4 protein-coding genes are annotated in these 25,657 nt (G+C 64.3%); all 4 read left to right on the forward strand.

The features are described 5' to 3' along the window. Nucleotides 1-258 precede the first annotated feature (258 nt). Genes RS887_RS10520 through RS887_RS10535 form a run of 4 tightly spaced genes read left to right on the forward strand, consistent with a single transcriptional unit; the run spans nucleotide 259 to nucleotide 25,517 of the window. On the forward strand, nucleotides 259-9,492 hold the full coding sequence (locus tag RS887_RS10520) for a non-ribosomal peptide synthetase (RefSeq protein WP_322615329.1): 9,234 nt from the start codon (nucleotides 259-261) through the stop codon (nucleotides 9,490-9,492). Nucleotides 9,493-9,544: 52 nt separating this feature from the next. After that, the gene (locus RS887_RS10525) at nucleotides 9,545-10,603 is read left to right on the forward strand and encodes a TauD/TfdA family dioxygenase (RefSeq protein ID WP_322615330.1); all 1,059 of its coding nucleotides are present in this window, start codon (nucleotides 9,545-9,547) and stop codon (nucleotides 10,601-10,603) included. Between the two features lie 11 nt (nucleotides 10,604-10,614). Continuing rightward, nucleotides 10,615-13,713: an amino acid adenylation domain-containing protein gene (locus RS887_RS10530; RefSeq protein ID WP_322615331.1), complete on the forward strand. Its 3,099-nt coding sequence runs from the start codon at nucleotides 10,615-10,617 to the stop codon at nucleotides 13,711-13,713. Beyond that, entirely contained in the window at nucleotides 13,710-25,517 is an 11,808-nt protein-coding gene (locus RS887_RS10535; protein ID WP_322615332.1) for a non-ribosomal peptide synthetase, read from the forward strand. The genes RS887_RS10530 and RS887_RS10535 overlap by 4 nt, the downstream gene beginning before the upstream one ends. The last annotated feature ends 140 nt before the right edge of the window (nucleotides 25,518-25,657 follow it).

Here is a 25,657-nt window from a genome sequence, read left to right on the forward strand (position 1 = left end):
ACCACTCAATCCCTGTGGGAGCGGTGGTGCGGCGATCCGACTTGCCCGCGATGGCGGCGTGTCAGGCGCTATTGATATCGACTGACACTACGTCATCGCGGGCAAGCCCGCTCCCACAGTGGTATTCATCAACCGGTTTTTCCGCGTTTCACCCCCCTCATGATACTTGTTCCCCTCCGCTAATTTTTCCCGCCTGCATTCGTTTTAAAGGGACGACGCGCCTTTGCGCTTCCTGCCTACTGATGCGGATGCTGATAGATGAATGCTGAAGACTCCTTGAAACTTGCTCGCCGGTTTATCGGGTTGCCCCTGGAAAAGCGCCAGATGTTCCTTGCGGCCTTGCACAAGGAGGGCGTGGATTTCGCCCGTTTTCCGATTCCGGCCGGCATTGAGGCCGAGGATCGCCAGGCGCTGTCGTATGCCCAGCAACGCATGTGGTTCCTCTGGCAACTGGACCCGCACAGCGGCGCCTACAACCTGCCGGGCGCGGTGCGGCTGACCGGGCGCCTGAACCTGCCGGCGCTGGAACAGGCGTTCGCCAGCCTGGTGGCGCGGCATGAAACCCTGCGCACGGTGTTCCAGCGTCAGGCCGATGGCAGCTTGCTGCAAGTCCCCACCACGGCACCGCTGCAGATCGAACAAGTGGATTTCAGCGCACTGCCTGCCGAGGAGCGCGAACGGGCCGTGGCGCAAACCGCCGAACAGCAATCGCTGCTGCCGTTCGATCTGTCGACCGGTCCGCTGCTGCGGGTCACCTTGCTCAAACTCGCGGGGCAAGAACACGTCCTGTTGCTGACCCTGCACCACATCGTGTCCGACGGTTGGTCGATGAACGTGCTGATCGACGAATTCATTCGCTGTTACGACGCCTTCGATGCGGGCACTCAACCGCAACTGGCGCCGTTGCCGATCCAGTACAGCGACTACGCCCTGTGGCAGCGCCGTTGGCTGGAGGCGGGCGAGCAGGCGCGGCAACTGGCGTATTGGCAGGCGCAATTGGGCGATGAACATCCGGTGCTGGAGTTGCCCCTGGACCATTCGCGCCCGGCGATGCCGAGTTATCGCGGCAGCCGTTACGAATTCGCGGTCGAGGCGCAACTGGCCGAGCAACTGCGCAGCACCGCACAGAAGCACAACATCACCCTGTTCATGCTGTTGCTCGGCGCCTTCAACGCGTTGTTGCATCGCTACACCGGGCAAACCGACATCCGTGTCGGCGTGCCCATCGCCAACCGCAACCGCGCGGAAATCGAAGGCCTGATCGGCTTCTTCGTCAACACCCAGGTGTTGCGTACCCAGGTGGACGGGCAGACCCGGGTCAACGACTTGCTGCGTGCCGTCAAGGAAACCGCCCTCGGCGCCCAGGCCCATCAGGACTTGCCGTTCGAGCGTCTGGTCGAAGCACTGAAACTGGAGCGCAGCCTCAGCCACACGCCTTTATTCCAGGTGATGTACAACCACCAACCACACGTGGCCGACATGGCTTCGGTCAGCACCGCGTCCGGCCTGGTGCTGGGCAGCATCGACTGGCAAAGCCGTACCACCCAGTTCGACCTGACCCTCGACACCTGGGAGAAGGGCGGCAAGCTGCACGCTGCGCTGACGTATGCCAGCGACCTGTTCGAGGCCGAGACGATCGCGCACATGGCCCGGCACTGGACGCGCCTGTTGCAGGCGATAGTCGACGACTCGACGCAAAAAATCGGCGAGTTGCCGATGCTGACGGCAGAGGAGCAAAAGGTGCTGGTGCAGGACTGGAACCGCACCGCCGAGGTGTATCCGGTCGAGCAGTGCCTGCATCAGTTGATCCAGGCCCAGGCCCAACGCACCCCGGACGCGCCGGCGCTGGTGTTTGGCGAACGTCAGCTCAACTACGCGCAGCTCGATGCCCGCACCAATCAACTGGCTCACTGCCTGCGCGAACAGGGCGTCGGCCCGGATGTGTTGGTGGGCATCTGTGTCGAGCGTTCGCTGGACATGGTTATCGGCCTGTTGGCGATTCACAAGGCCGGTGGCGCTTACGTACCGCTGGATCCGGAGTACCCGGCCGAACGCCTGGCCTACATGATCGACGATAGCGCGATTGGCCTGCTGCTCACCCAAAGTACCTTGCTCGGTGCACTGCCCACCGATGGCGTCAAGGTTATCGCCCTGGATCAGGCGCAAGACTGGCTTGATGGCTACAGCGAGACCTGCCCGCCGGTTGACGTGCATCCATTGAACCTGGCCTATGTGATCTACACCTCCGGTTCCACCGGTAAGCCCAAAGGTGCCGGCAACAGTCACGCGGCGCTGGTCAACCGTTTGTGCTGGATGCAACAGGCTTACGGGCTGGATGGCAGCGACTCGGTGTTGCAGAAAACCCCGTTCAGTTTCGACGTGTCGGTCTGGGAGTTTTTCTGGCCGCTGATGACCGGCGCGTGCCTGGTGGTGGCGCCACCGGGGGCGCACCGTGAACCGGCGCAGTTGATCCGCCTCATCGGTGACTACGGCATCAGTACGCTGCACTTTGTGCCGTCGATGCTCCAGGCGTTCATCCACGAGCCGGGTGTCGAGGCTTGCACCCGCCTCAAGCGCATCGTGTGCAGCGGTGAAGCCTTGCCGCTGGATGCCCAATTGCAGGTCTTCAAAAAACTGCCGGGCGCCGGGTTGTACAACCTGTACGGCCCGACCGAGGCGGCCATCGACGTCACCCACTGGACCTGCATCGACGAGGGTGCCGACAGCGTGCCCATCGGCCGGCCCATCGCCAACCTGCGCACCCATGTACTGGATGCGCAGCTGCTGCCGGTTCCGGCCGGCGTGGCGGGGGAGTTGTACCTTGGCGGCGCCGGGCTGGCGCGCAGTTATCACCGGCGTCCGGCGCTCACCGCCCAGCGCTTCGTGCCATGCCCGTTCCATGACGGCGCGCGCTTGTACCGCACCGGCGACCGCGTGCGGCAGCGCGCCGATGGGGTGATCGAATACCTCGGTCGCCTCGACCATCAAGTCAAATTGCGCGGCCTGCGCATCGAGCTGGGGGAAATCGAGACTCGGCTGATGCAGCATGCGCTGGTGCGCGAGGCCGTGGTGCTGGTGCAGGGCGGCAAGCATCTAGTGGCCTATCTGGTGCTGGACAACGCCGATATCGACCCGCAGTGGCCGCAGATCCTCAAGGCCTGGCTGCTCGGCAGCCTGCCGGAATACATGGTACCCACCTACCTGGTGCCGCTGGACGCCTTGCCGGTGACCGCCAACGGCAAGCTCGACCGCAAGGCTTTGCCGCAACCCGACGCCGCGCCGCAACAGGTATTCGTCGCGCCGCAAGATGCGATGCAGACCGCACTGGCGCAGATCTGGCAGGACGTGTTGGGCGTAGAACCTGTGGGCCTTGAAGACAATTTCTTCGAACTCGGTGGCGACTCGATCATTTCCATCCAGGTGGTCAGCCGCGCCCGTCAGGCTGGCATTCGCCTCAGTCCGCGTGACCTGTTCCAGTACCAGACCGTGCGCAGCCTGGCGCTGGTCGCGGCGTTCGACAGCCGCAGCACCATCGATCAAGGCCCGGTCAGTGGCGAGGTGATCCTGACCCCGGCACAGCACTATTTCTTCGAGCAGGCCATCGCCCAGCGTCAGCACTGGAACCAGTCGCTGCTGCTGACGCCCCGGCAAGTGCTGAATCCGCAAGCGCTGGAACGGGCGTTGGTCGCTGTCATCAACCACCACGACGCCTTGCGTCTGCGTTTCATCGACGGTGCCGAGGGCTGGCAGCAGGGCCATGTAGCGCCGGTCGAGTGCGCTGGATTGTGGCAGCGTCGGGCATCTTCGACCGAAGCCTTGACCGCCCTGTTCGATGAAGCGCAACGCAGCCTCGATCTGGCAAACGGGCCGCTGCTGCGGGCCTTGCTGGTCAGCCTCGACGATGGCAGCCAGCGCCTGCTGCTGGTGGTCCATCACCTGGTGGTGGACGGCGTGTCGTGGCGGGTGTTGCTCGAAGACTTGCAACAGGCTTACCGGCAAGTGGCATTGCCCGAAAAAACCAGCGCCTATCAAGCCTGGGCCGCATATCTGAAACAGCATGCCGGCACAGTCAGTGTGCAAATGCCGTACTGGCAGGCGCAATTGGCGGATGCCGGGGACCTGCCGTGTGATAACCCGCAGGGCAGTCTGCAGCATCACCACGGGCACAAAATCGAATCGAAACTGGACGCCGAACTGACCCGGCAGTTGCTGCAACAGGCGCCTGCGGCTTATCGCACCCAGGTCAATGATCTGTTGCTCACGGCCTTGGCACGGGTCGTCTGCCGCTGGAGCGGGCAGGGCTCGACGCTGATCCAGCTTGAAGGCCACGGTCGCGAAGACCTGTCCGACGACCTCGACCTGAGCCGTACCGTCGGTTGGTTCACCAGCCTGTTTCCGGTGCGCCTGCAACCCGAGGCCGGGGCGACCAGTTCGATCAAGTCGATCAAGGAGCAACTGCGCGCCATTCCCGGCAAAGGCCTGGGGTACGGCGTGCTGCGCTATCTTGGTGAACCGGCGCAGCGCGAAGCCCTGCAACAGTTACCGGCACCGCGCATCACCTTCAACTACCTGGGGCAGTTCGACCGCCAGTTCGATGACGCCGCGCTGTTCGTCCCGGCCGCGGAAAGCGGCGGCCAGGCTCAGGGCGGCGATGCGCCGTTGGCCAACTGGCTGAGCGTGGAAGGCCAGGTGTATGGCGGGCAACTCTCGCTGCAATGGGGCTTCAGCCGCGACATGTTTGCCGAGTCCACGGTGCAGCAACTGGCCGATGCCTACGCCGAAGAACTCAAGGTGTTGATCGAACATTGCTGCGCGACAGTGGCAGGTCAGGTCACACCGTCGGACTTCCCGCTGGCGCGCATCTCTCAGGCACAGCTCGATGCCTTGCCTGTCCCGGCACCGGCCATCGAGGACGTTTACCCGCTGACGCCGATGCAACAGGGCATGCTGTTCCACACCCTGTACGAACCCCAGGCCGAGGCCTACATCAATCAATTGCGCCTGGATATCCAGGGGCTGGAACTGGCGGCATTCGGCCGGGCCTGGCAGGCGGCGATCAACCGTCACGACATCCTGCGCAGCAGCTTCCACTGGCAGGGACTGGAGTCGGCGCACCAGGTGATTCATCGCCAGGTCGATCTGCAACTGCAAGTGATCGAAGCGGCCGACATTGACCTCAATGCGTTGGCCGTCGAGGAGCGCAGCCGCGGCTTCGAACTCGGCGTCGCGCCGTTGTTCCGCCTGATGCTGGTGCGCCAGGGAGTGCAAGACTGGCACCTGATCTACACCAGCCATCACATCCTCATGGACGGCTGGAGCAACGCGCAATTGCTCGGCGAAGTGATCCAGCACTATGCCGGCCAGACGTTGGCCAAGCCGTTGGGGCAGTACCGCGACTATCTGGGCTGGATTCAACAGCAGCCGTTGCTGGCCACTGAGCAGTTCTGGAAACAGGCGCTGGCAGCGCTGGAAACGCCGACGCTGCTGGCGCAAGCCTTGCCGACGCCTGCCGATGGACGCGGCATGGGCGAACATCAATTGACCCTTGAGAGTGCCGCACTAAAGCGCCTGAGCGATTTTGCCCGCCAGCAGAAAATCACCCTCAACACCTTGCTGCAAGGCGCCTGGGGCCTGTTGCTGCAGCGCTATACCGGCCAGTCCTGTGTGGCGTTCGGTGCAACGATTGCCGGACGCTCCGCGCCGCTGCCGGGCATCGAGCAGCAGTTGGGGCTGTTCATCAACACCTTGCCGATCATCGCCGCGCCTCAAGCGGGGCAGTCGGTGGCCCGGTGGCTCAACGACCTGCAAGCCCAGAACCTGAGCCTGCGCGAGTTCGAACACGTGCCGCTGTACGACATTCAGGGCTGGGCCGGGCAGCAGGGGGCGCTGTTCGACAGCCTGCTGGTGTTCGAGAACTTCCCGGTGGCCGAGGCCCTCAAGCAAGGGGCACCGGCGGGCCTGACCTTCGGCGTGTTGCACAATCACGAAATCACCAGTTATCCGCTGACCCTCGGCATCGAAGTCGGTGCCAATTTGCGTCTGGATTTCAGTTTCGACCGGGCCAGGTTCAGTGCCGCGCAGATCAGCCAGTTGGGCGCCAGCCTGTTGCAGGTGCTGGAGCAATTCGTCGTGCAGCCACAACAGGCGCTGGGCGCGATCAGCCTGCTCGACCCTGAGGCACAGGCAAAGGTGCTGGCGTGTTCCCGTCCGCCTGCGCCGCCAATCGACAGTCCGTTGCTGGTCCATCAGCGTTTCGAACAACAAGCGGCACGCACGCCCGATGCACTGGCGGTGATGGTGGGTGACGAGCGCCTGACCTACGCCCAACTCAACGTGCAAGCCAACCAGCTCGCCCATCGCCTGCGCGCCCACGGTGTGGCACCGGGGCAGCGGGTGGGCCTGTCGGTGCGGCGCAATGCGCAGATGATCGTCAGCCTGATGGCCATCCTCAAGGCCGGCGCCGGTTATGTGCCACTGGATCCGGATTACCCGGCCGAGCGCCTGGCCTACATGATCGAAGACAGCGGCATGGACCTGCTGCTGGCGCCACCGGGCTTGCTGACCGATGTAGCGCTGCCGCAGGGGTTGCCACGCCTGGCGCTGGAGGTGAGCGCCGACGGTTACTCCACTGAAAACCTAGAAAACCTCGCCAGCGCCGAAGACCTCGCGTACCTGATCTACACCTCCGGCTCCACCGGTCGCCCGAAAGGCGTGTGCCTGGCCCATGCCGCACTGCGCGAGTTTTGCGTGATCGCGGCGGGCTATTCGCAACTCACTGCGCAAGACCGCGTGCTGCAATTCGCCACGTTCAGCTTCGACGGCTTTGTCGAGCAATGCTACCCGCCGCTGTGCGTGGGCGCGGCGCTGGTGATGCGCGGCGATGAGTTGTGGGACACCGATACCCTGTACCGCCAGATCATCGAGCACGATGTGACCCTGGCGGATTTGCCGGCGGCCTACTGGTTCCTGCTGGCTCAGGAGTGGGCCGCCCAGCCTCAACGAGACAAGGGGCGTCTGCGCCAGGTCCACGTCGGTGGCGAGGCCATGTCGCTGGAAGGCTTGAAGCTGTGGCACGCGGCCGGTCTGGGCGATGTGCGCCTGCTCAATACCTATGGCCCGACCGAAGCCACCGTCGTTTCCAGCACCCACGAATGCACACTGGCCGATACCCGCAATCAGATTGGTGTGCCCATCGGCAAGGCGCTGCCCGGTCGCGCGTTGTATGTGCTGGACAGCGAAGGGCACCTGTTGCCGACGGGTTGCGTCGGCGAGTTGTGCATCGGCGGTGACGCCGGCCTTGCCCAGCGCTATCACCAGCGACCGGGCCTGAGCGCCGAGCGCTTTATCGCCGATCCGTTTTCCGGCACACCGGGTGCGCGGCTGTACCGCAGCGGCGACCTGGCGCGCTATCGCGAGGACGGTGCGCTGGAGTACCTGGGACGCATCGATCATCAGGTGAAGATTCGCGGTTTCCGGGTCGAGTTGGGTGAGTTGCAAGCGCACCTGCAAGGCTTGCCGATGATCAGCGAAGCCGCGGTGCTGGTGCATGAAGGCGTTGGTGGCAAGCAATTGATCGGCTATGTGGTGCCGGCTTCAGATGAACTGCTGGACGCTGATGCGCGTCAACTCACCGACACCGTGCGCCGCGCCTTGGGCGAGCGCCTGCCGGACTACATGCTCCCGGCGCAACTGGTGTTGCTGGCTGCGTTGCCGCTCAACCGCAACGGCAAACTCGACCGCGCCGCGTTACCGGCCCCGCAGGTCTGGGAGGTCGAAGTCGGCAGCGCACCACAAGGGGCCCTGGAAATCGAACTGGCGCAGATCTGGCAGCAGGTGTTGCAGGTCAATCGCGTGGACCGCGAAAACAGCTTCTTCGAATTGGGCGGGCACTCGTTGTTGGCGACCCAAATCGTCTCGCAGATCCGCCAGCGCCTGGGCCTTTCGGTGAGCCTGCGCAGCCTGTTCGAACATCCGCGCCTTGAGGATTTCGCCGCTCAAGTGCAGGCGCTGCAACGCACCTGTGAACGCCCGGCGCTGGTGGCGGACACCTCCGGCGAACGCCTGCCGTTGTCCTTTGCCCAGCAGCGCTTGTGGTTCCTGTGGAACCTGGAGCCGGACAGTTCGATGTACAACATGCCGGGTGCCTTGCGCCTGCGTGGCAAGTTGAATCTTGAGGCCTTGCGCCAGACCTTCGATACGCTGGTGCAGCGTCATGCCGTGTTGCGCACCACGTTCTACGAGGAAGACGGCCAGACCTGGCAGCGTGTGCACGGGCAATTGCCGTTGAGCTTCGAGGCCAGCGACCTGCGGCACCTGTTGGCGCCGGACGTCGAAGCGCAACAACTGGCCCGCGAGGAAGTCGCCCGGCCATTCGACTTGCGCCACGGCCCGTTGCTGCGGGTGCGGGTGCTGCGGGTCGCGGACGACGAGCATGTGCTGCTGCTGACGGTGCATCACATCGTCGCCGATGACGGGTCGTTCCGCGTCCTGATCGATGAATTCGTCACCCTGTATCCAACCCTCAACCGTCGCCAGACCCCGCAACTGCCAGTGCACGGCGTGCAGTACGCCGACTTCGCCAAATGGCAGCGCCAGTGGCTGGAGCAGGGCGGCGAGTTGCAACGCCAGCTCGATTACTGGCAGCAGCGCCTAGTTGAACCACAGGCGGTGCTGGAGTTGCCCGCCGATGGCGACCGGCGCACCGCGCAAGAAGGTGTCAGCGCTCATTTCACCTTCAGCGGCGAACTCAGCCAGCAACTGCGCGACTTTGCCCAGCAACGTGATCTGTCGCTGTTCATGCTGTTGCTGGCCGGTTTCACCCTGGTCCTGCGCCAGCGCACCGAGGTCAGTCGTGTGCGCATCGGCACCGATATCGCCAATCGAAATCAAGCCGAGCTTGAAGAAATGGTCGGTTTCTTCGTTAACCAACTAGTACTGCAAGTGGAGGTCGATGCCGCGCAGTCGGCGGTGCAATTGCTGGAGGCCTGTCGCCGGGCGGTGCTGGACGCTTCGGACCATCAGGACCTGCCGTTCGAGCGTCTGGTGGAGGCCTTGCGCCTGCCGCGCCGGGCCGGACGTTCGCCGCTGTTCGACATCAAGCTGATTTACCAGGAAGGCGTCGCTCGCTTGCCGTCGATGGAGGGCCTGCAGGTCGAGGACTTCCCGTCCGGGCGCCAGGCCGCCGAGATCGGCATGGTCGCTGCGTTCTACAACGATGCACAGCACATCCACTTGAGCTTCGAGACACCGGCCGGCCAGTACCCGCCAAGCACGCTGGCGTGTTTGTTCGAACAGATTCAGGCGGTGCTCGAAGCGCTGATATGCGGTGACGGGTTGCAGGTTGGCGAGTTGCTGAACCTGGCCAGCGATGTTCAGCGCCGTGCCGATGCGCGCTTGAGCGAGCAACGCAAGGCCTTGCTCGGTGGCGCCATGGCGATCAAGCGGCGCTCGGCGAACCGCGGTGCGCCGACACCACGGATCGCAGCGGACTGATTCAGTCGGCGGCGCCCTTGAGCGCCGCCGTCATCATTTTCTGGAGGGGTTTATGACCGTTTCAACGACCAAGTCCATTCCCAAGATGGGTCGTGGTGCCCGCAAAAGCCTGTCCACCGATCCGACGCGGCTGGTGAGTTTTGCGCCGATGTTCGAAGGCCACAGCATGCCGCTGGTGTGCCGTCCGGCCGTGTCCGGCGTGAGTCTGGTGGAATGGGCGGTCCAGAATCGTGGGCTGATCGAAAACAAGCTGCTGGAACACGCGGTGATCCTGTTCCGTGGCTTCCAGGTGGCCGATATCGGCGCGTTCAACCGCTGCGTCGATGCGATTTCCGGCGGTGCCCTGGAGTACCTGTTCCGCGCCTCGCCACGGACCCAGATCACTGGCCAGTTCAAGATCTACAGCTCCACCGATTACCCGGCGCCGGAGAAAATCTTCCCGCACAACGAACATTCGTATTCTCCGGTCTTCCCGCGTCACCTGTATTTCTTCTGCGACACGCCGTCGACCACCGGCGGTGAAACGCCGTTCGGCGACACCCGGCAGATCCTCGCGCGGATCGACCCGGCGGTACGCGAAGAGTTTGCCCGTAAACGCATCATGTACGTGCGCAACTACGGCGACGGCATGGGCCTGCCGTGGCAGACCGTGTTCCAGAGCGAGGATCGCGCCGAGGTCGAGGCCTACTGCGCCAAAATCGGCATCCAGGCCGAGTGGAAATCCGGTAACCGCCTGCGCACCCGGCAGAACGGTCCGGCGATCGTGCGCCATCCACTGACCGGCGAGCGCATCTGGTTCAACCACGGCACCTTCTTCAACGCACTGACCCTGCCGGACAGCATCCGCGACAACCTGCTGCGTGAATTCGGCCCGCAAGACCTGCCGCAAAACACCTTCTTCGGCGATGGCTCGCCGATTCCCGACGAGGTGATTCGCCACCTGCAAGGCATCTACCGCGACGTGATGGTGGAGTTCGCCTGGGAGAAGGGCGACGTGGTCCTGCTCGACAACATCCTCAGCGTGCATGCGCGCAACGAATTCACCGGCTACAGAAAAATCCTCACGGCCATGGCCATCGCGCAGAAAAGCGCCGACCTGGATCAGGAATAAGGACACCCGACATGAACACCACCGCCCTCGAACTTTCGGTAGACGTATTCCAGACATCGGCCCAGCAGGCCTTTTATTTGCGTGCCCAGGAGCTGGGCGCACGGCCGCTGTTTGCCGCTCTGACGTTACCGGTCGCCAGGCCAGTGGAGACTCAGGCGTTGCAAACGGCACTGGCAACACTGGGCCAGCGCCATGAAATCCTGCGCACGGTGTACCGCCGCTTGCCGGGCATGAAGTGGCCGGTGCAAAGCCTGTGCGATGCGCTGCCGCTCACTTTGCTGGATAACCAGCCTTCGGTAGCCGAGGCCTTGAGCCGCAGCCGTGAAGCAATGTTCGAAGACCCGAATCGAGCGCTGGTGGTGGCGCAGGTCGAAGGTGAAGCAGGGCAGCATTTCATCACTCTGCTGACCCCGGCATGCAGCTTCGACGAGGTCTCGTTGCGCGTGCTGTCGGCCGAACTGGCCAGCCTGTTGCGCGGCGAAACCCTGGCCGACGACGAGGACGCGCTGCAATACCTGGACTACACCGCGTGGCAGGAAGAACTGCGCGAGGAAGACATTGGCCACCAGGGCACGGCCTTCTGGCGCAACCTGCAACAGCAGTTCGCCGTGGCCCATCGCTTGCCGTTCGAAAAGACCGTCGAGGTTTCCCTGGCCCGCCGTCTGGCCATACACACCGACGCCCATTGGTTCGCCGAGGTGCAACGGCTGGCGGCTGACCTGAACGTCGAGGCGCAGCAACTGGCATTGCTGCTGTGGAGTGCATTTGTCGCCCGCATCGGCCAACAGGAAAGACTCCTGATGGGCTGGCAGGTGGACGGTCGCAACGAGCAAACTGCCACCACCCTTGGCCGTTTCGCCCGGCGTTTGCCGGTGGCTTTCGAGCACCGCAGCCAGCAGACGCTGGCGCAAGCAATGGCAGCCTTTGCCGCCAGCGTCGAACAGTCGTTGTCGTGGCTCGATTGCCTCAACGAGTTCGAACTGAGTAGTGAAGGTGCTGCGCCATTGCGTTACGGCTTCGTCTATCAGGCCGCCATTGAAAGCGCTGTCGAGGTGGACGACGGCAACCCCGAAATCCTGCGCCTGCGTGTGCAGGGCGATCAGTTGCAGTTGTCGTGCCTCGATGGTGCGCTGCCCAGGTCGATGCTGGCCGAATGGCTGGAGCAGTTCGTCGAGTTCAGCCGCCAGCTGCTGGCATCACCTGAACTGACCCTGGGTCAGGCTGATCGGGTGAGTACTGCGCAACGAACCCGATTGATCGATGGCTTCAATCCGAACGCCACCGGGCAGGCATTGCCGTGCCGCTTCCTGCACGAGTTGTTCAGCGAACAGGCGCGGCTGCATCCACAGCGCATCGCCCTGAGCGTCAACGGCCAGCGCCTGACCTATGCCGAGCTGGATGCACGTTCCAACCAGGTGGCCAATGCCTTGCGCGCCCAAGGCGTGGCGCCGGACCAGATCGTGGCGGTCTATGGTCAGCGCTCGCTGGAAATCGTCATTGCGATGTTGGGCACGCTCAAGACCGGTGCAGCGTACTTGCCGCTGGACCCGAACTACCCGATCGAGCGTCTGGCGTTCATGCTGGCCGACACTGCTGCACGCCATGTGCTGGCCTGCCAACCGCTGCCGGACGCACTGGGTCGTGAGCAGATCATTTCACTGATGCCGGGGGCCGAGGTCTGGTCTGCCGCGCAAACCCGGCCTGAGCCACAAGGCGACAGTGTAAATCTGGCCTATGTCATCTACACCTCCGGTTCCACCGGCAAACCCAAGGGGGTGATGATCAGCCATGCCAATGCCGTGGCCTCGACCTTGGCGCGCAATGCTTTTTATCACCAGCCATTGCGCGCATTCCTGATGCTCTCGTCGTTCTCTTTCGACAGTTCGGTGGCCGGGGTTTTCTGGGCGCTGGGGCAGGGCGCGACCCTGTGCCTGCCGGACGAAGATAGCTACAAGGATCCGGCCAGACTGGCCGTGCTGATCCAGCAGGAAGAGATTTCCCACTACCTGACGTTGCCGTCTTACCACGCGCAGATTCTCGAACACCTCGACCAACAGGCGCTGGCCTGCGTCATCGTCGCCGGCGAAGCGTGCAGCCAGACGCTGGTCAAGCGACATCGCGAGGCATTGCCGGGGGTGGCGCTGGTCAACGAATACGGCCCGACCGAAGGCACCGTGTGGTGTTCGGCCTGGGAGCTGCCCCTCGGCGAAGATGACGACAGCATTCCCATCGGCCAGCCGATTGCCGGCATGCGCATCCATGTGCTCGGCCCGGACCTGCAACCGGTGGCCGTGGGTGTCGAGGGCGAGCTGTATGTCGGTGGTGCCGGCATTGCCCGGGGCTATCTGCAGGGTGCCCCGCTGACGGCCGAACGCTTTGTCCCCGACCTGTTCGCGAAGGCGGCGGGCCAACGCCTGTACCGCACCGGTGACCTGGCGCGCTATCGCGCCGATGGCGTACTGGAGTATCTGGGCCGGGTCGACCATCAAGTGAAAATCCGTGGCTTCCGCATCGAGCTGGGCGAAATCGAAGCGGCCATGCGCAGCGCGCCAGGCATCGAGGATGCCGCGGTGATTGCCCGGGAAACCCCGACAGGCCCGCAACTGCTGGGCTTCGCGGTGTCCCCGGCCGACACCGCCGACATCCGCCTCAACGAGTTGCGCAGCCACCTGGCCGAGGCGCTGCCCGAGCACATGCAACCGGCACGCTTGCAGGTGCTGGAGCGTTTCCCGCTGATGCCCAACGGCAAACTCAATCGCCAGGCCTTGCTCGATCTTGATGTGCGCCGCAGTGCCTTCGTCGCGCCGCGCAACGAACTGGAAAAAAGCCTCGCGGCGATCTGGGCCGAAGCGCTGCACGTCGAGCGCGTCGGCGTGCACGACAACTTCTTCGAACTCGGCGGGCACTCGCTGTTGGCCACGCGCATTCGTGCGCGGATTCAGGAAGAACTGAACCTGGCGATCCCGCTCAAGCTGTTTTTCGACGGTGACACCCTGGAACGTCTGGCGGCGCAGATCGAGCAGTTCCGTCAGCAAAGCGAACACCAGGAAAACGATGTAGACGCCCTCGAAGCGTTGTTCGACGAAGTGGATGAGGAACACGCGCAATGAGTGCTGCACCGGACAGAATGATGACCCTGGCCCAGCGATTCTGCGGCTTGAGCGCGGACGCCCGGCGTGCGTTGCAACAAAAGATGCACACTCAGGGACTGACCCTTGAGTTGCTGCCGATTCCGCCACGGGACCGCGCCGTCGACACGCTGCCGGCGTCCTACGCGCAGCAGCGCTTGTGGTTCCTCTGGCAGATGCAGCCCCGGGCCACCGCCTACAACCTGACCGGTGCCTTCCGCCTGAGCGGTGAACTGGACCGCGATGCACTGGGGCAAACCCTGGTGACACTGGTGCAACGTCATGAGGTGTTGCGCACCACTTTCGCCTTCGACGAGCAGCAAGTGCTGCAGCACATCCACCCGCAGATGGACACCCCGCTGGTCGAGGTCACTGCTGCCGACGACATCGACCTGCAACGGCAGATCGGCCTCAACGCCGAGCAGCCGTTCGACCTGCAACACGGCCCGTTGATGCGTTGCCGCTTGATCCGCCTCGATGCGCAGCACCATGTGCTGGTGCTGACCTTGCACCACATTGTCACCGATGGCGGTTCGCTGCCGATCCTGCTGCAGGAATTCACCCAACTCTACGGGCAATTGAGTGCCGGGCAGGGCGCGCAGCTACCGGAGCTGGCGATTCAATACGCCGATTTTGCCCGCTGGCAGCGCCTGTGGCTGGAGGCGGGCGAGGCTGAGCGCCAGCTTGACTATTGGCGCGGGCAGCTGGGTAGCGAACATCCGCCACTGAACCTGCCGACCGACCGTCGTCGTCCGGCGATCCCGAGCCAGCAGGGTGCCCGCATCGAGCTGAAAATCACCGCAGCACTGACCGCTCAACTGCGTGAGCTTGCCCGTCGTGAAGGCTGCACCCTGTTCATGGTGCTGATGGCCGCGTTGCAGACGTTGTTGCATCGCTACAGCGGTGAACAGGACATTCGCGTCGGCGTGCCGATTGCCAACCGCACCCGCCAGGACGTGGAAAACCTGCTGGGCTTTTTCGTCAACACCCAGGTGCTGCGCAGCCAGCCCCGGGCCGACCAGCCATTCGTGCAATTGCTGGCCGACATCAAGGCCGCGGCACTCGGGGCGCAGGCTCATCAGGACCTGCCGTTCGAGCAACTGGTCGATGGCCTGGGCGTCGAACGCAGCCTGAGCCACACGCCGCTGTTCCAGGTGATGTTCAACCACCAGCGTGACAGTGGCGGGGCGCAACGCTGGGACCTGCCGGGGCTGAGCGTCGAACCGCTGATCTGGGATGAGAAAACCACCAAGTTCGACCTGATGCTCGACACCGTAGAAGGCGACGAGGGCATCCACGCGTCGTTCGTCTACGCCACCGAACTGTTCGACGCCACGACCATCGAGCGCCTCGGCCGGCACTGGCTGAACCTGTTGCAGGCGATCTGCAGCGACCCGAGTGTCGCCCTGGCTGACTTGAGCATGCTCGAGGCCAGCGAGTGGCAGGCCACGTTGCTGGAGTGGAATCGCAGTGCCGAAATGAACGCAGTAGAAATTGCGAACACCCTGTGTGCCCATCAACTGATCGAAGCCCAGGCCGCCGCGCACCCGCACAACATTGCCGTGACCTGCGACGGCATCACCCTCACTTACGCCGAACTGAACAGCCGCGCCAACCGCATCGCCCATCGTCTGCGCGAGCGCGGTGTCGGCCCGGATGTGTTGGTGGGCATCGCCCTGGAGCGTTCGCTGGAGATGATCGTCAGCCTGGTGGCGATCCTCAAGGCCGGTGGCGCCTATGTGCCGCTGGACCCGCAATACCCGCAGGATCGCCTGGCCTGGATGCTCGCCGACAGCGGCACGCGCCTGTTGCTGACCGATTCGGCACTGATGCCGCGCCTGCCGTTGAACCCGGGCATTGAAGTGATCTGCCTCGATCACGCCAGCGACTGGCTGTTCGAGGCCAGCGCCGACAACCTGCCGAACCTGACCACTCCCGCGAATCTGGCCTACGTCATCTACACCTCCGGTTCCACCGGCAAACCCAAAGGCACGCTGCTGCCCCACAGCAACCTGACGCGCCTGTTCAGCGCCACCGAGCACTGGTTTGGCTTCAACGCGGACGACGTCTGGAGCCTGTTCCACTCCTATGCCTTCGACTTTTCCGTATGGGAAATCTTTGGTGCGTTGTTCTACGGCGGCAAGCTGGTGGTGGTGCCGCACGCGGTCAGCCGCTCCCCGGAAGACTTCGCTCGTTTGCTCAGTGAGGAGGGTGTCACGGTACTCAACCAGACCCCCTCGGCTTTCCGCCAGTTGATGCCGTTCGCCTGCGCCAACGCGCCAGGCATGGCCCTGCGGTATGTGGTGTTTGGTGGCGAGGCGCTGGACGTGGCCAGCCTGCGTCCGTGGTACGACGCCTTCGACGACCGGCAGCCGTTGCTGATCAACATGTACGGCATTACCGAAACCACGGTGCACGTGACCTGGCGACCGCTGTCTCGCGCCGACCTCGATGGCGCCAACAGCTCGCCGCTGGGGGCGCCGATCGGCGACCTGCGCTGGTACGTGCTCGACCCGCGCCTGAACCCGGTGGCCAAGGGCTGCGTCGGTGAGCTTTACGTCGGCGGTGCCGGCCTTGCCCGCGGTTATCACCAGCGTGCTGACCTGACCGCCACGCGGTTCGTCCCGGACCTGTTCGCCGTCGAGTCGGGCGCGCGCCTGTATCGCACCGGCGATCTGGCGCGTTACTGCACCGATGGCAGCATCGAGTACGCCGGGCGTATTGACCATCAGGTGAAGATCCGTGGCTTTCGCATCGAACCGGGGGAAATCCAGGATCGCCTGCAAAGCCATCCGGCCATCGAGCAAGCGCTGGTGTTGGCCCCCGAGGTCAATGGTAGCCCGCAACTGGTCGCGTGGTTCACCGCCAGCGGCAACGACAGCGATCTGCGCCAGTCCCTGCGTGAACATTTGCAGGCCGGTTTGCCGGATTACATGGTGCCGGCGCACCTGATCAAACTCGATCACTGGCCGCTGACCAGCAATGGCAAACTCGATCGCGGTGCATTGCCCAAGCCCGATGCGGCGCTGGTGCAGCAAGCTTACACGGCGCCGATGGATGAGCTGCAAACCGGGTTGGCGGCGATCTGGCAAGAGGTGCTCAAGCTCGAGCGCGTCGGCATCGACGACAACTTCTTCGAACTGGGCGGCGACTCGATCATCTCGATCCAGGTGGTCAGCCGCGCCCGTCAGGCCGGGATTCGCATCACCCCGCGCGACCTGTTCCAGCACCAGACCGTGCAGAGCCTGGCGAAGGTTGCGGTACGCAGTGCCGGGCTGGTCATCGATCAGGGGCCGGTGCGAGGCGAGGTGCTGCTGACGCCGATCCAGCACTGGTTCTTCGGGCAAGCCATCGAGGCTCGTCATCACTGGAACCAGTCGGTATTGCTGGAACTGCGCGAGCCACTGGACAGCGGCTGCCTGCAACAAGCGCTCGCGGCGTTGCTGGAACATCACGATGCCCTGCGTTTGCGCTGGCATAAGGTGAGCGGCGTGTGGCATCAGGCGCAGGCCGAACAGTGGAGCAGCGCCGAGGTGCTGTGGCAGCGTCAAGCCGCCAATGCCGATGAACTGCTTGATCAGTGCAACGCCGCACAGGCCAGCCTGAACTTGCAGGACGGTCCGCTGTTGCGTGCCTTGCTGGTGGACATGGGCGCCGCAGGCCAACGCCTGCTGCTGGTGGTGCATCACCTGGCGGTGGACGGCGTGTCCTGGCGTCTGCTGCTTGAAGACCTGCAAAGCGCTTACGCTCAAGCACGTCAGGCCGAGCCGCTGCGCCTGCCGGCCAAGACCAGTGCCTATCAGGCCTGGGCCGCGCGTTTGCAACGGCATGCCCGCAGCCCGGAACTGGCGACGCAAGCCGCTTACTGGCAAGCCCAACACCATGAAGTCGCGCTGGAGCTGCCCGCCGACAACCCCCACGGCAGCCTGGCCAGCCAGCACGCGGTGAGTGTGGAAACGGTGCTCGACAGCACCTTCACCCGCCAACTGCTGCAAGACGCTCCGGCGGCTTACCGCACCCAGGTCAACGACCTGTTGCTGACCGCCCTGGCGCGGGTGCTGGGCCAATGGACCGGCCAGTCGTCGACGCTGGTGAAGCTGGAAGGCCACGGCCGCGAAGACCTGTTCGACGACATCGACCTGACCCGCACCCTGGGCTGGTTCACCTCGATTTTCCCGGTGAAACTCACCCCGGCCGGCGATCTGGCCGGCAGCATCAAGGCCGTCAAGGAACAACTGCGCGCCGTGCCCGACAAAGGCATCGGTTTCGGGATCCTGCGCTATCTGGCCGAGGCCGGCCTTGAGGATCTGCCGTCACCGCAGGTCACCTTCAACTACATGGGCCAGTTCGACGCCAGCTTCGACGAGCAGGCACCGTGGCGTCCGGCCAGGGAAAACGGTGGCGCCGAGCAGGGCGCGTCGGCCGAACTGGACCGGGGCCTGAGCATCAACGGCCAGGTGTATGCCGGGCAACTGCGTCTGAGTTGGACCTTCAGCCGCGAAGTGTTCAAACCGCAAACGGTGCAGCGCCTGGCCGATGCCTACGCCACCGAACTGCAACAGCTGATCGAACATTGCCTGAGCGGCGCCGGCGGGTTGACCCCGAGCGATGTGCCGCTGGTGAGTGTCGATCAGGCGCAACTGGATGCCTTGCCGCTGGCGGCCAGCCAGATCGAAGACATCCTGCCGTTGTCACCGATGCAACAGGGCATGTTGTTCCACAGCCTGTTCGCCCCGGATGCCGGTGCCTACGTCCCGCAGATGCGCGTGGATGTGCAGGGGCTGGACGTCAAGGCCTTCCGCAATGCCTGGCAGCAGGCGCTGGAGCGCCATGAAGTGCTGCGCGCGGCGTTCTTCAGCGAGAGCAACGGCTCGCGGCCGCTGCAAGTGATCCTGGCCGTTGCCACGTTGCCACTGACCGTGCTCGACTGGCGCGACCTTGCTGATCTGCCGCAGGCGCTGGAGCGTCTGGCCGAGGCCGACCGCCTGCGCGGTTTCGATCTGACGGCGGCGCCGTTGCTGCGCCTGACCCTGGTGCAGACCACCGGTGACAGCCATCACCTGATTTTCACCAACCACCACATCCTGCTGGACGGCTGGAGCACCTCGCAGTTGTTCGGCGAAGTGCTGCAGCGCTATTCCGGCGTCATGCCCGCGCTGGGCGTTGGCCGTTACCGCGACTACATGAGCTGGCTGGGCGCTCGCGATCGCGCCGCGTGCGAAACGTTCTGGCTGGAGCAATTGCAGGCGTTCACTGAACCGACGCGATTGGCCGGTGCCTTGCCAGGGCCGGTTGCAGGGCAGGGCGAGGGTCATCGCACCCTGCACCTGAGCCTGGATCGCGCGGCCACCGAGCGTCTGAACGGGTTTGCCCGTCAGGCCCGCGTCACGCCCAACACCCTGCTGCAAGCGGCATGGCTGTTGATATTGCAGCGGCACACCGGACAGCAAACGGTGGCGTTCGGCGCCACGGTGTCGGGGCGTCCGAGCGAACTGCAAGGCATCGAGCAGCAGATCGGGCTGTTCATCAACACCTTGCCGGTGATCGCCACACCGCACCCCGAGCGCACGGTCAGCCAATGGATCGATGAAGTCCAGGCGCTCAACCTCAGGTTGCGCGAAGTCGAATACACACCGCTGGCGGATGTGCAGCGTTGGGCCGGTCATGCCGGCGAGGCGCTGTTCGACACCTTGCTGGTGTTCGAAAACTACCCGGTGGCGCAAGCGCTGGAGCAGGGCAACAGCAGCGCGCTCAAGTTCTCCGGCATCAGTCACCACGACCAGACCAGTTTCCCGTTGGCCATTGCCGCCGAACTGGGCGACTGCCTGGACCTGCGTTTCAACTACGACACGGCGCTGTTCAGCGCCGAGGCCATCGAAGGTCTGAGCACACGTTTGCTGGCGTTGCTCGATGCCATGGTCAGTGCGCCGCAACAGCCATTGGGGCGCTTGAGCCTGCTCAACGCCGCACAAACGGCGCAGCAGGTCGAAGGTTTCAACCGCACCGCGCAGGTCTGGCCAGAGATGTGCCCGGTCTACCAGTGCTTCGAAGCCCAGGCGTTGCAAACCCCGGAGGCCCCGGCCCTGGTGTTTGCCGGCCAGACCCTCAGCTATCGCGAGCTCAACCAACGGGCCAACCGCCTGGCGCACTACCTGCGCAGCCAGGGCGTCGGCGCCGAGGTGTTGGTCGGCATTGCCGCCGAGCGTTCGTTGGAGCTGGTGATCGGTCTGCTGGCAATCATGAAGGCCGGTGGCGCCTACGTGCCGCTGGACCCGGACTACCCGCGCGAACGCCTGGAACACATGTTCGAAGACAGCGGCGTACACCTGCTGTTGACCCAGCGTCATCTGCTTGCGCAGTTGCCGATTCCGGCCGCCACCACGGCAATCTGCCTGGACGACATGGCGCCGTTGCTCGAAGGCCTGAGCGAAGACAACCTGCCCTGCGTGGTCGAGTTGCAATCGCTGGCCTACATGATCTACACCTCCGGTTCCACGGGGAAACCCAAGGGCGCGGCCAACCGTCACGATGCCTTGTACAACCGTCTGGCGTGGATGCAGGGCGCCTATCCGCTGGACGGTCGCGACACCCTGTTGCAGAAAACCCCGTTCAGTTTCGATGTGTCGGTCTGGGAGTTTTTCTGGCCATTGATGACCGGCGCACGCCTGGCCGTGGCCGAACCGGGTGCCCACCGCGATCCGGCGCAACTGGTCAGCCTGATCGAGCAGTACCGGGTCAGCACCCTGCATTTCGTGCCGTCGATGTTGCAGGCGTTTGTCCAGGGCGAAGGCTTCGAACGGTGCGCCAGCCTGCGGCAGATCCTGTGCAGCGGCGAAGCGTTGTCGGCGGATTTGCAGCACAGCCTGTTCCGCGTTCTGCCGAACGTCGGCCTGTACAACCTGTATGGCCCGACTGAAGCGGCCATCGACGTGACCCATTGGACCTGCGTCGACGATGGCGGCATCAGCGTGCCGATCGGTCAGCCGATTGCCAACCTGATGACCTACATCCTCGACGACAGCCTGCAACCGCAAGTGGCGGGTTGCGTCGGTGAGCTGTACCTGGGCGGCATTGGCCTGGCTCGTGGTTATCACAACCGTCCGGACCTGACGGCCGAGCGTTTCGTCGCCAGCCCGTTTGGCGAGCAGGGTGAGCGCCTGTACCGCACCGGCGACCTGGCGCGTTACCGCGAAGACGGCGTGATCGAATATGTCGGGCGCATCGACCATCAAGTGAAGATCCGCGGCTTGCGCATCGAGCTGGGGGAAATCGAAGCCTGTCTGCTGGAGCATCCGTCGGTGCGCGAAGCGGTGGTGATCGCCCTCGATATCGGCAAATCCAAACAGTTGGTGGCTTACGTCGTCGGTCATGCCGCCCTTGATCCACTCAAGCAACACCTGCGCAATGCGCTGCCCGAGCACATGCAGCCGAGCCACGTGCTGCTGCTCGATCAGTTGCCGGTCACGCCCAACGGCAAACTCGACCGCCGCGCGCTGCCGCAGCCGGATCAGCAAGTGCGCGAGTACGTGGCGCCGCGCAATGCCGTGGAATCGACGTTGCAAGCAGTGTGGCAGGCGTTGTTCGAAGTGCCGCAGGTGGGCATGCACGACAATTTCTTTGAACTGGGCGGCGATTCCATCGTCTCGATCCAGGCAGTCACCCGGGCGCGCAAGGCCGGTTTGAACATCTCGCCCAAGGACGTGTTCAGCCATCCGACCCTGGCCGAACTGGCCACGGTGGCCCGGCCCGTCGCGCTGGAAGAGTCTGTGTCGGCGACGTTGGCACCGGTAGCGAAGATCGAGCTGAGCCCGGCGCAATACACGGCACTGGCGTTGAGTGCCGACGAGGTCGAAGACGTCTATCCCCTATCGCCCATGCAGCAGGGCATGCTGTTCCACTCGGTGCAGGACGGCGATTCGGGGCTGTACGTCAACCAGATCGAAGTGGGCGTGCGCGGCCTTGACGGTACGCGCTTCCGTGAGGCCTGGGCCGATGCCGCCCGGCGTCACGCCATTCTGCGCACCGCGTTCCTCTGGGAAGGCGACAAGGAGCCGCTGCAAGTGGTGCGGCACGATGCGCCTTCGCTGCTGACCGAACTGGATTGGCGCGGGCTGGATAATCAGTCTGAACGCGTCCGCCAACTGGCCCTGGAGGAGCGCGAGCGCGGCTTCTCGCTGAACCGCGCACCCTTGTTGCGCCTGTTGCTGGTGCGTCTGGAGGACGACCGCTATCGCCTGATCTGGACCTACCACCACATCCTCATGGACGGCTGGAGCGTATCGCGCCTGATCGGTGAAGTGCTGCGCCATTACCGTGGTGATGAGCACGAGCCGGTGGCCGCCTATCGCGACTACATCGACTGGCTCGGCCAGCAAGCCGCCGAGGCCAGCGAGGCGTTCTGGAAAAGCAAACTCAGTAACCTCGAAGGCGCCACGCATCTGGCCCGCGCCTTGCCGGTCAAGGCGCCGCAGGCGGGTTACCACGCGATCCATACGCACCTGAGTGCCGGGCAGACCGCGGGTTTGCAGGCCTTTGCCCAGCAACAGCAAGTGACGCTCAACACCCTGGTGCAAGCCGCGTGGCTGTTGCTGTTGCAGCGCTACACCGGCCAGCGCACGGTGACGTTCGGCGCCACCGTGTCCGGGCGTCCGGAAACCCTCAACGGCTCGGAGAACATGCTCGGGTTGTTCATCAACACCTTGCCGGTGGTCAACAGGGTGCCGACCGACATGAACGTCGGTGACTGGCTGCGTGAACTCCAGGCCTGCAACCTCGACATCCGCGACTTCCAGCAAACCCCGCTCAGCGATATCCAGCGCTGGGCCGGGCAGGGCGGGCAGGCGTTGTTCGACAGCATCATCGTGTTCGAAAACCAGCCAGTGGACCGCACCCTGCGCGAATGGAACGGCGATTCGCTGCGCTTCGAAGATGTCAGCGACTTCGGCCTGACCAGCTTTGCCATGGACCTGATGGTCAGCCTCGACGAGGGGCTGCGCATCGAGTACATGCACCAGCGCGATCAGTTCGATCTGGCGACAGTCGAAACCCTGCGCAGCCATATGGAAAGCCTGATGCAGCGCCTGTGCGACAACGCCGGACGCGCCGTCGGTGAGCTGGGCCTGTTGACCCTGGACGAAGGCCGGGCGCTGGACGGCGAACGGCCGGTGGTGGCTGACGGTGACGAGACGCCGGTGCACGAGCTGATCCGTCAGCGTGCGCACCGGCAACCGGATCACACGGCGCTGGTCCTGAGCCATGCCGACCGCGACGCCGAACACTTGAGCTACGCCGAGCTGGACCGGCGCTCCGATGCTTTGGCGGTGCATCTGCTGGAACAGGGTGTGCAGGCCGAAGACGTGATCGGCGTGTTCATGGAGCGTTCGCTGGAGCTGGTGGTGTCGCTGTTGGCAGTGATGAAATGCGCTGCCGCCTACGTGCCGCTGGACCCGCAATACCCGCAGGAACGCCTGCGCTACATGATGGCCGACAGCGACATGCGCTTGCTGTTGACCCAGGAACGGCTGCGCGATTCGGCGCAGCTTGATCCCGGCACGGTCATGGTCGCGGTGGACCGCCTGGACCTCGACATCGACGTGCCGACGCCGCAACGCGCCGTGCACGCCGAGCAACTGGCCTACCTGATCTACACCTCCGGTTCGACCGGCAAACCGAAAAGCGTCGCCGTGGCCCACGGGCCTTTGAGCATGCACGTGCAAGCCATCGCCGAGCTGTACGAAATGGACCCGGACAATCGCGAACTGCATTTCATGTCGTTCGCCTTCGATGGCGCCCATGAACGATGGATCACCGCGCTGATCAGCGGCTCGACCCTGGTGATCCGCGATAATACGTTGTGGACTGCCGAGCAGACCCTGGCGGTGTTGCACCGCCAGCGCATCAGCGTCGCCTGCTTCCCGCCGGCTTACCTGCTGCAATTGGCCGAGCACGCCGAGTTGCAGGGCGGTGATCCGCCGCCAGTGCGTATCTATTGCTTCGGTGGCGATGCGGTGCCGGACGCGACGTTCGAACGGGTCAAACACAGGCTCAAGCCGCAATACCTGGTCAACGGCTACGGGCCGACGGAAACCGTGGTTACGCCGCTGCTGTGGAAAATCGCCGCCGACGGCCATTGCCAGGCAATGTATGCGCCGATAGGCCAACGCGTCGGCAGCCGCAGCCTGCACGTGCTGGACATGGACCTCAACCCGCTGCCGGTGGGCATGGTCGGTGAGCTGTACATTGGCGGACGGGGTGTCGCACGCGGCTACCATCGCCACCCGTGGCAGAGCGCCGAACGCTTCGTCGCCGATCCGTTCAGCACTGAAGGTGGGCGCCTGTACCGTACCGGCGACCTGGTGCGCCGTCGTGAGGATGGCGTGTTCGATTACGTCGGGCGTATCGACCATCAGGTCAAGGTGCGCGGTTTCCGCATCGAGCTGGGCGAAATCGAAGCCCGCTTGCGCGAGCAGGTCGGGGTCAACGATGCGCTGGCGGTGATGCGTGACAACGGCCTGGGGCCGCAGCTGGTGGGCTATGTGGTGGCGGCTGAGGACGAGGGCCTCGGCCCGCGCTGCCAGGCGGCATTACGCGAGAGCCTGCCCGACTACATGGTGCCGACCCAGGTCGTGGTGCTGCCGCGCTTCCCGCTGACCCCCAACGGCAAGCTCGACCGCAAGGCCTTGCCGGACCCTGCCTTCAGTGGCGGCGATTACGTGGCACCGCGTACGCCGCTGGAGTGGGCGTTGGCGGACATCTGGCAACAGGTGCTGGGTATCGAGAAGGTCGGCATCACCGACAATTTCTTCGAGTTGGGCGGCGATTCGCTGCGCACCCTCAAGGTGATCTCGAAAGTGCGCGCCCTCAATGAGCCGGGCTTCCAGCTCAAGCTGCGGGACATGATGGCCAGGCCGACGATTGCCGGGTTGTCCGGTGTCGATGAGCAGCCGCTGCGGCAGCGCCCGCAACCGCTGTTGCTGCTCAATCAGGTGGTGGATGATCAGCCGCCGCTGTTCTGCCTGCACGCCGGTTTCGGCACGGCGTTCGATTACGAGCCATTGGCCCGGCGCCTGGAGGGCGAGCGCACGGTGTACGGCGTGCAATGCCGGATGCTGCTCGACCGGCAGTGGCACGACACCTCGCTTGCGCAGATGGCCGCCGACTACGTCGAGGCAATCCGCGCCAGACAACCTCAGGGCCCGTACCACGTGCTGGGCTGGTCGTTGGGCGGGGCGTTGGCGTTGCTGGTGAGCGACCTGTTCGAACAGCAAGGCCAGCCTGTGGCATTCGTCGGCCTGGTGGACAGTTTTGTACCGACCCAGGCCAATGCCGTCGCCAGCCCGGATGAGTGGCGTGTGGATCTGGCCGGGTTCCTCGGCGCAACGTTGGGCATGGATGGCGAGGTGATTGACCGGGCGTTGAGTAGCGAGTCGGCGGGAGACCACGACGCGGTGGCGCGGATCATTCGCGCGGTGATCGACAGCGAACGCGATCAGGCCAGCGGGTACGCGCTGCTCGGTGCCGATGAGTTGGCCCGGACGTTCATGGTCAGCACGCAGTTGAAGGCGCTGTCGCGGCGGGTCGAGACCTTGCCGATTCCGCAGGCCGAGCTGCATTGCTGGTGGGCCGAGGGCAACCCGACGGCCGAACGCGCGACCCTGGAGCGTCAGCAACCACGGTTGCGCAGGGTTCAAACGGTGGCGGCCGGCCACTTCGACATCCTGCAGCAGGATGAATGCCTGGATGCCGTGGTGGCGTTGTTGGCGCGGGAGGTGGTGCCGCAAAGCTGATCATCTGTGGCGAGGGAGCTTGCTCCCGCTGGGTCGCGAAGCGGCCCCAAAACCGGCCACTGCGGTTATTCAGGAATACCGCATTGTTCGGGTTTACGACTGCTTCGCAGCCGAACGGGAGCAAGCTCCCTTGCCACAGG

It is taken from the genome of Pseudomonas sp. BIC9C, assembly GCF_034541995.1.
GTDB classification, from domain to species: Bacteria; Pseudomonadota; Gammaproteobacteria; order Pseudomonadales; family Pseudomonadaceae; genus Aquipseudomonas; species Aquipseudomonas fluorescens_CC.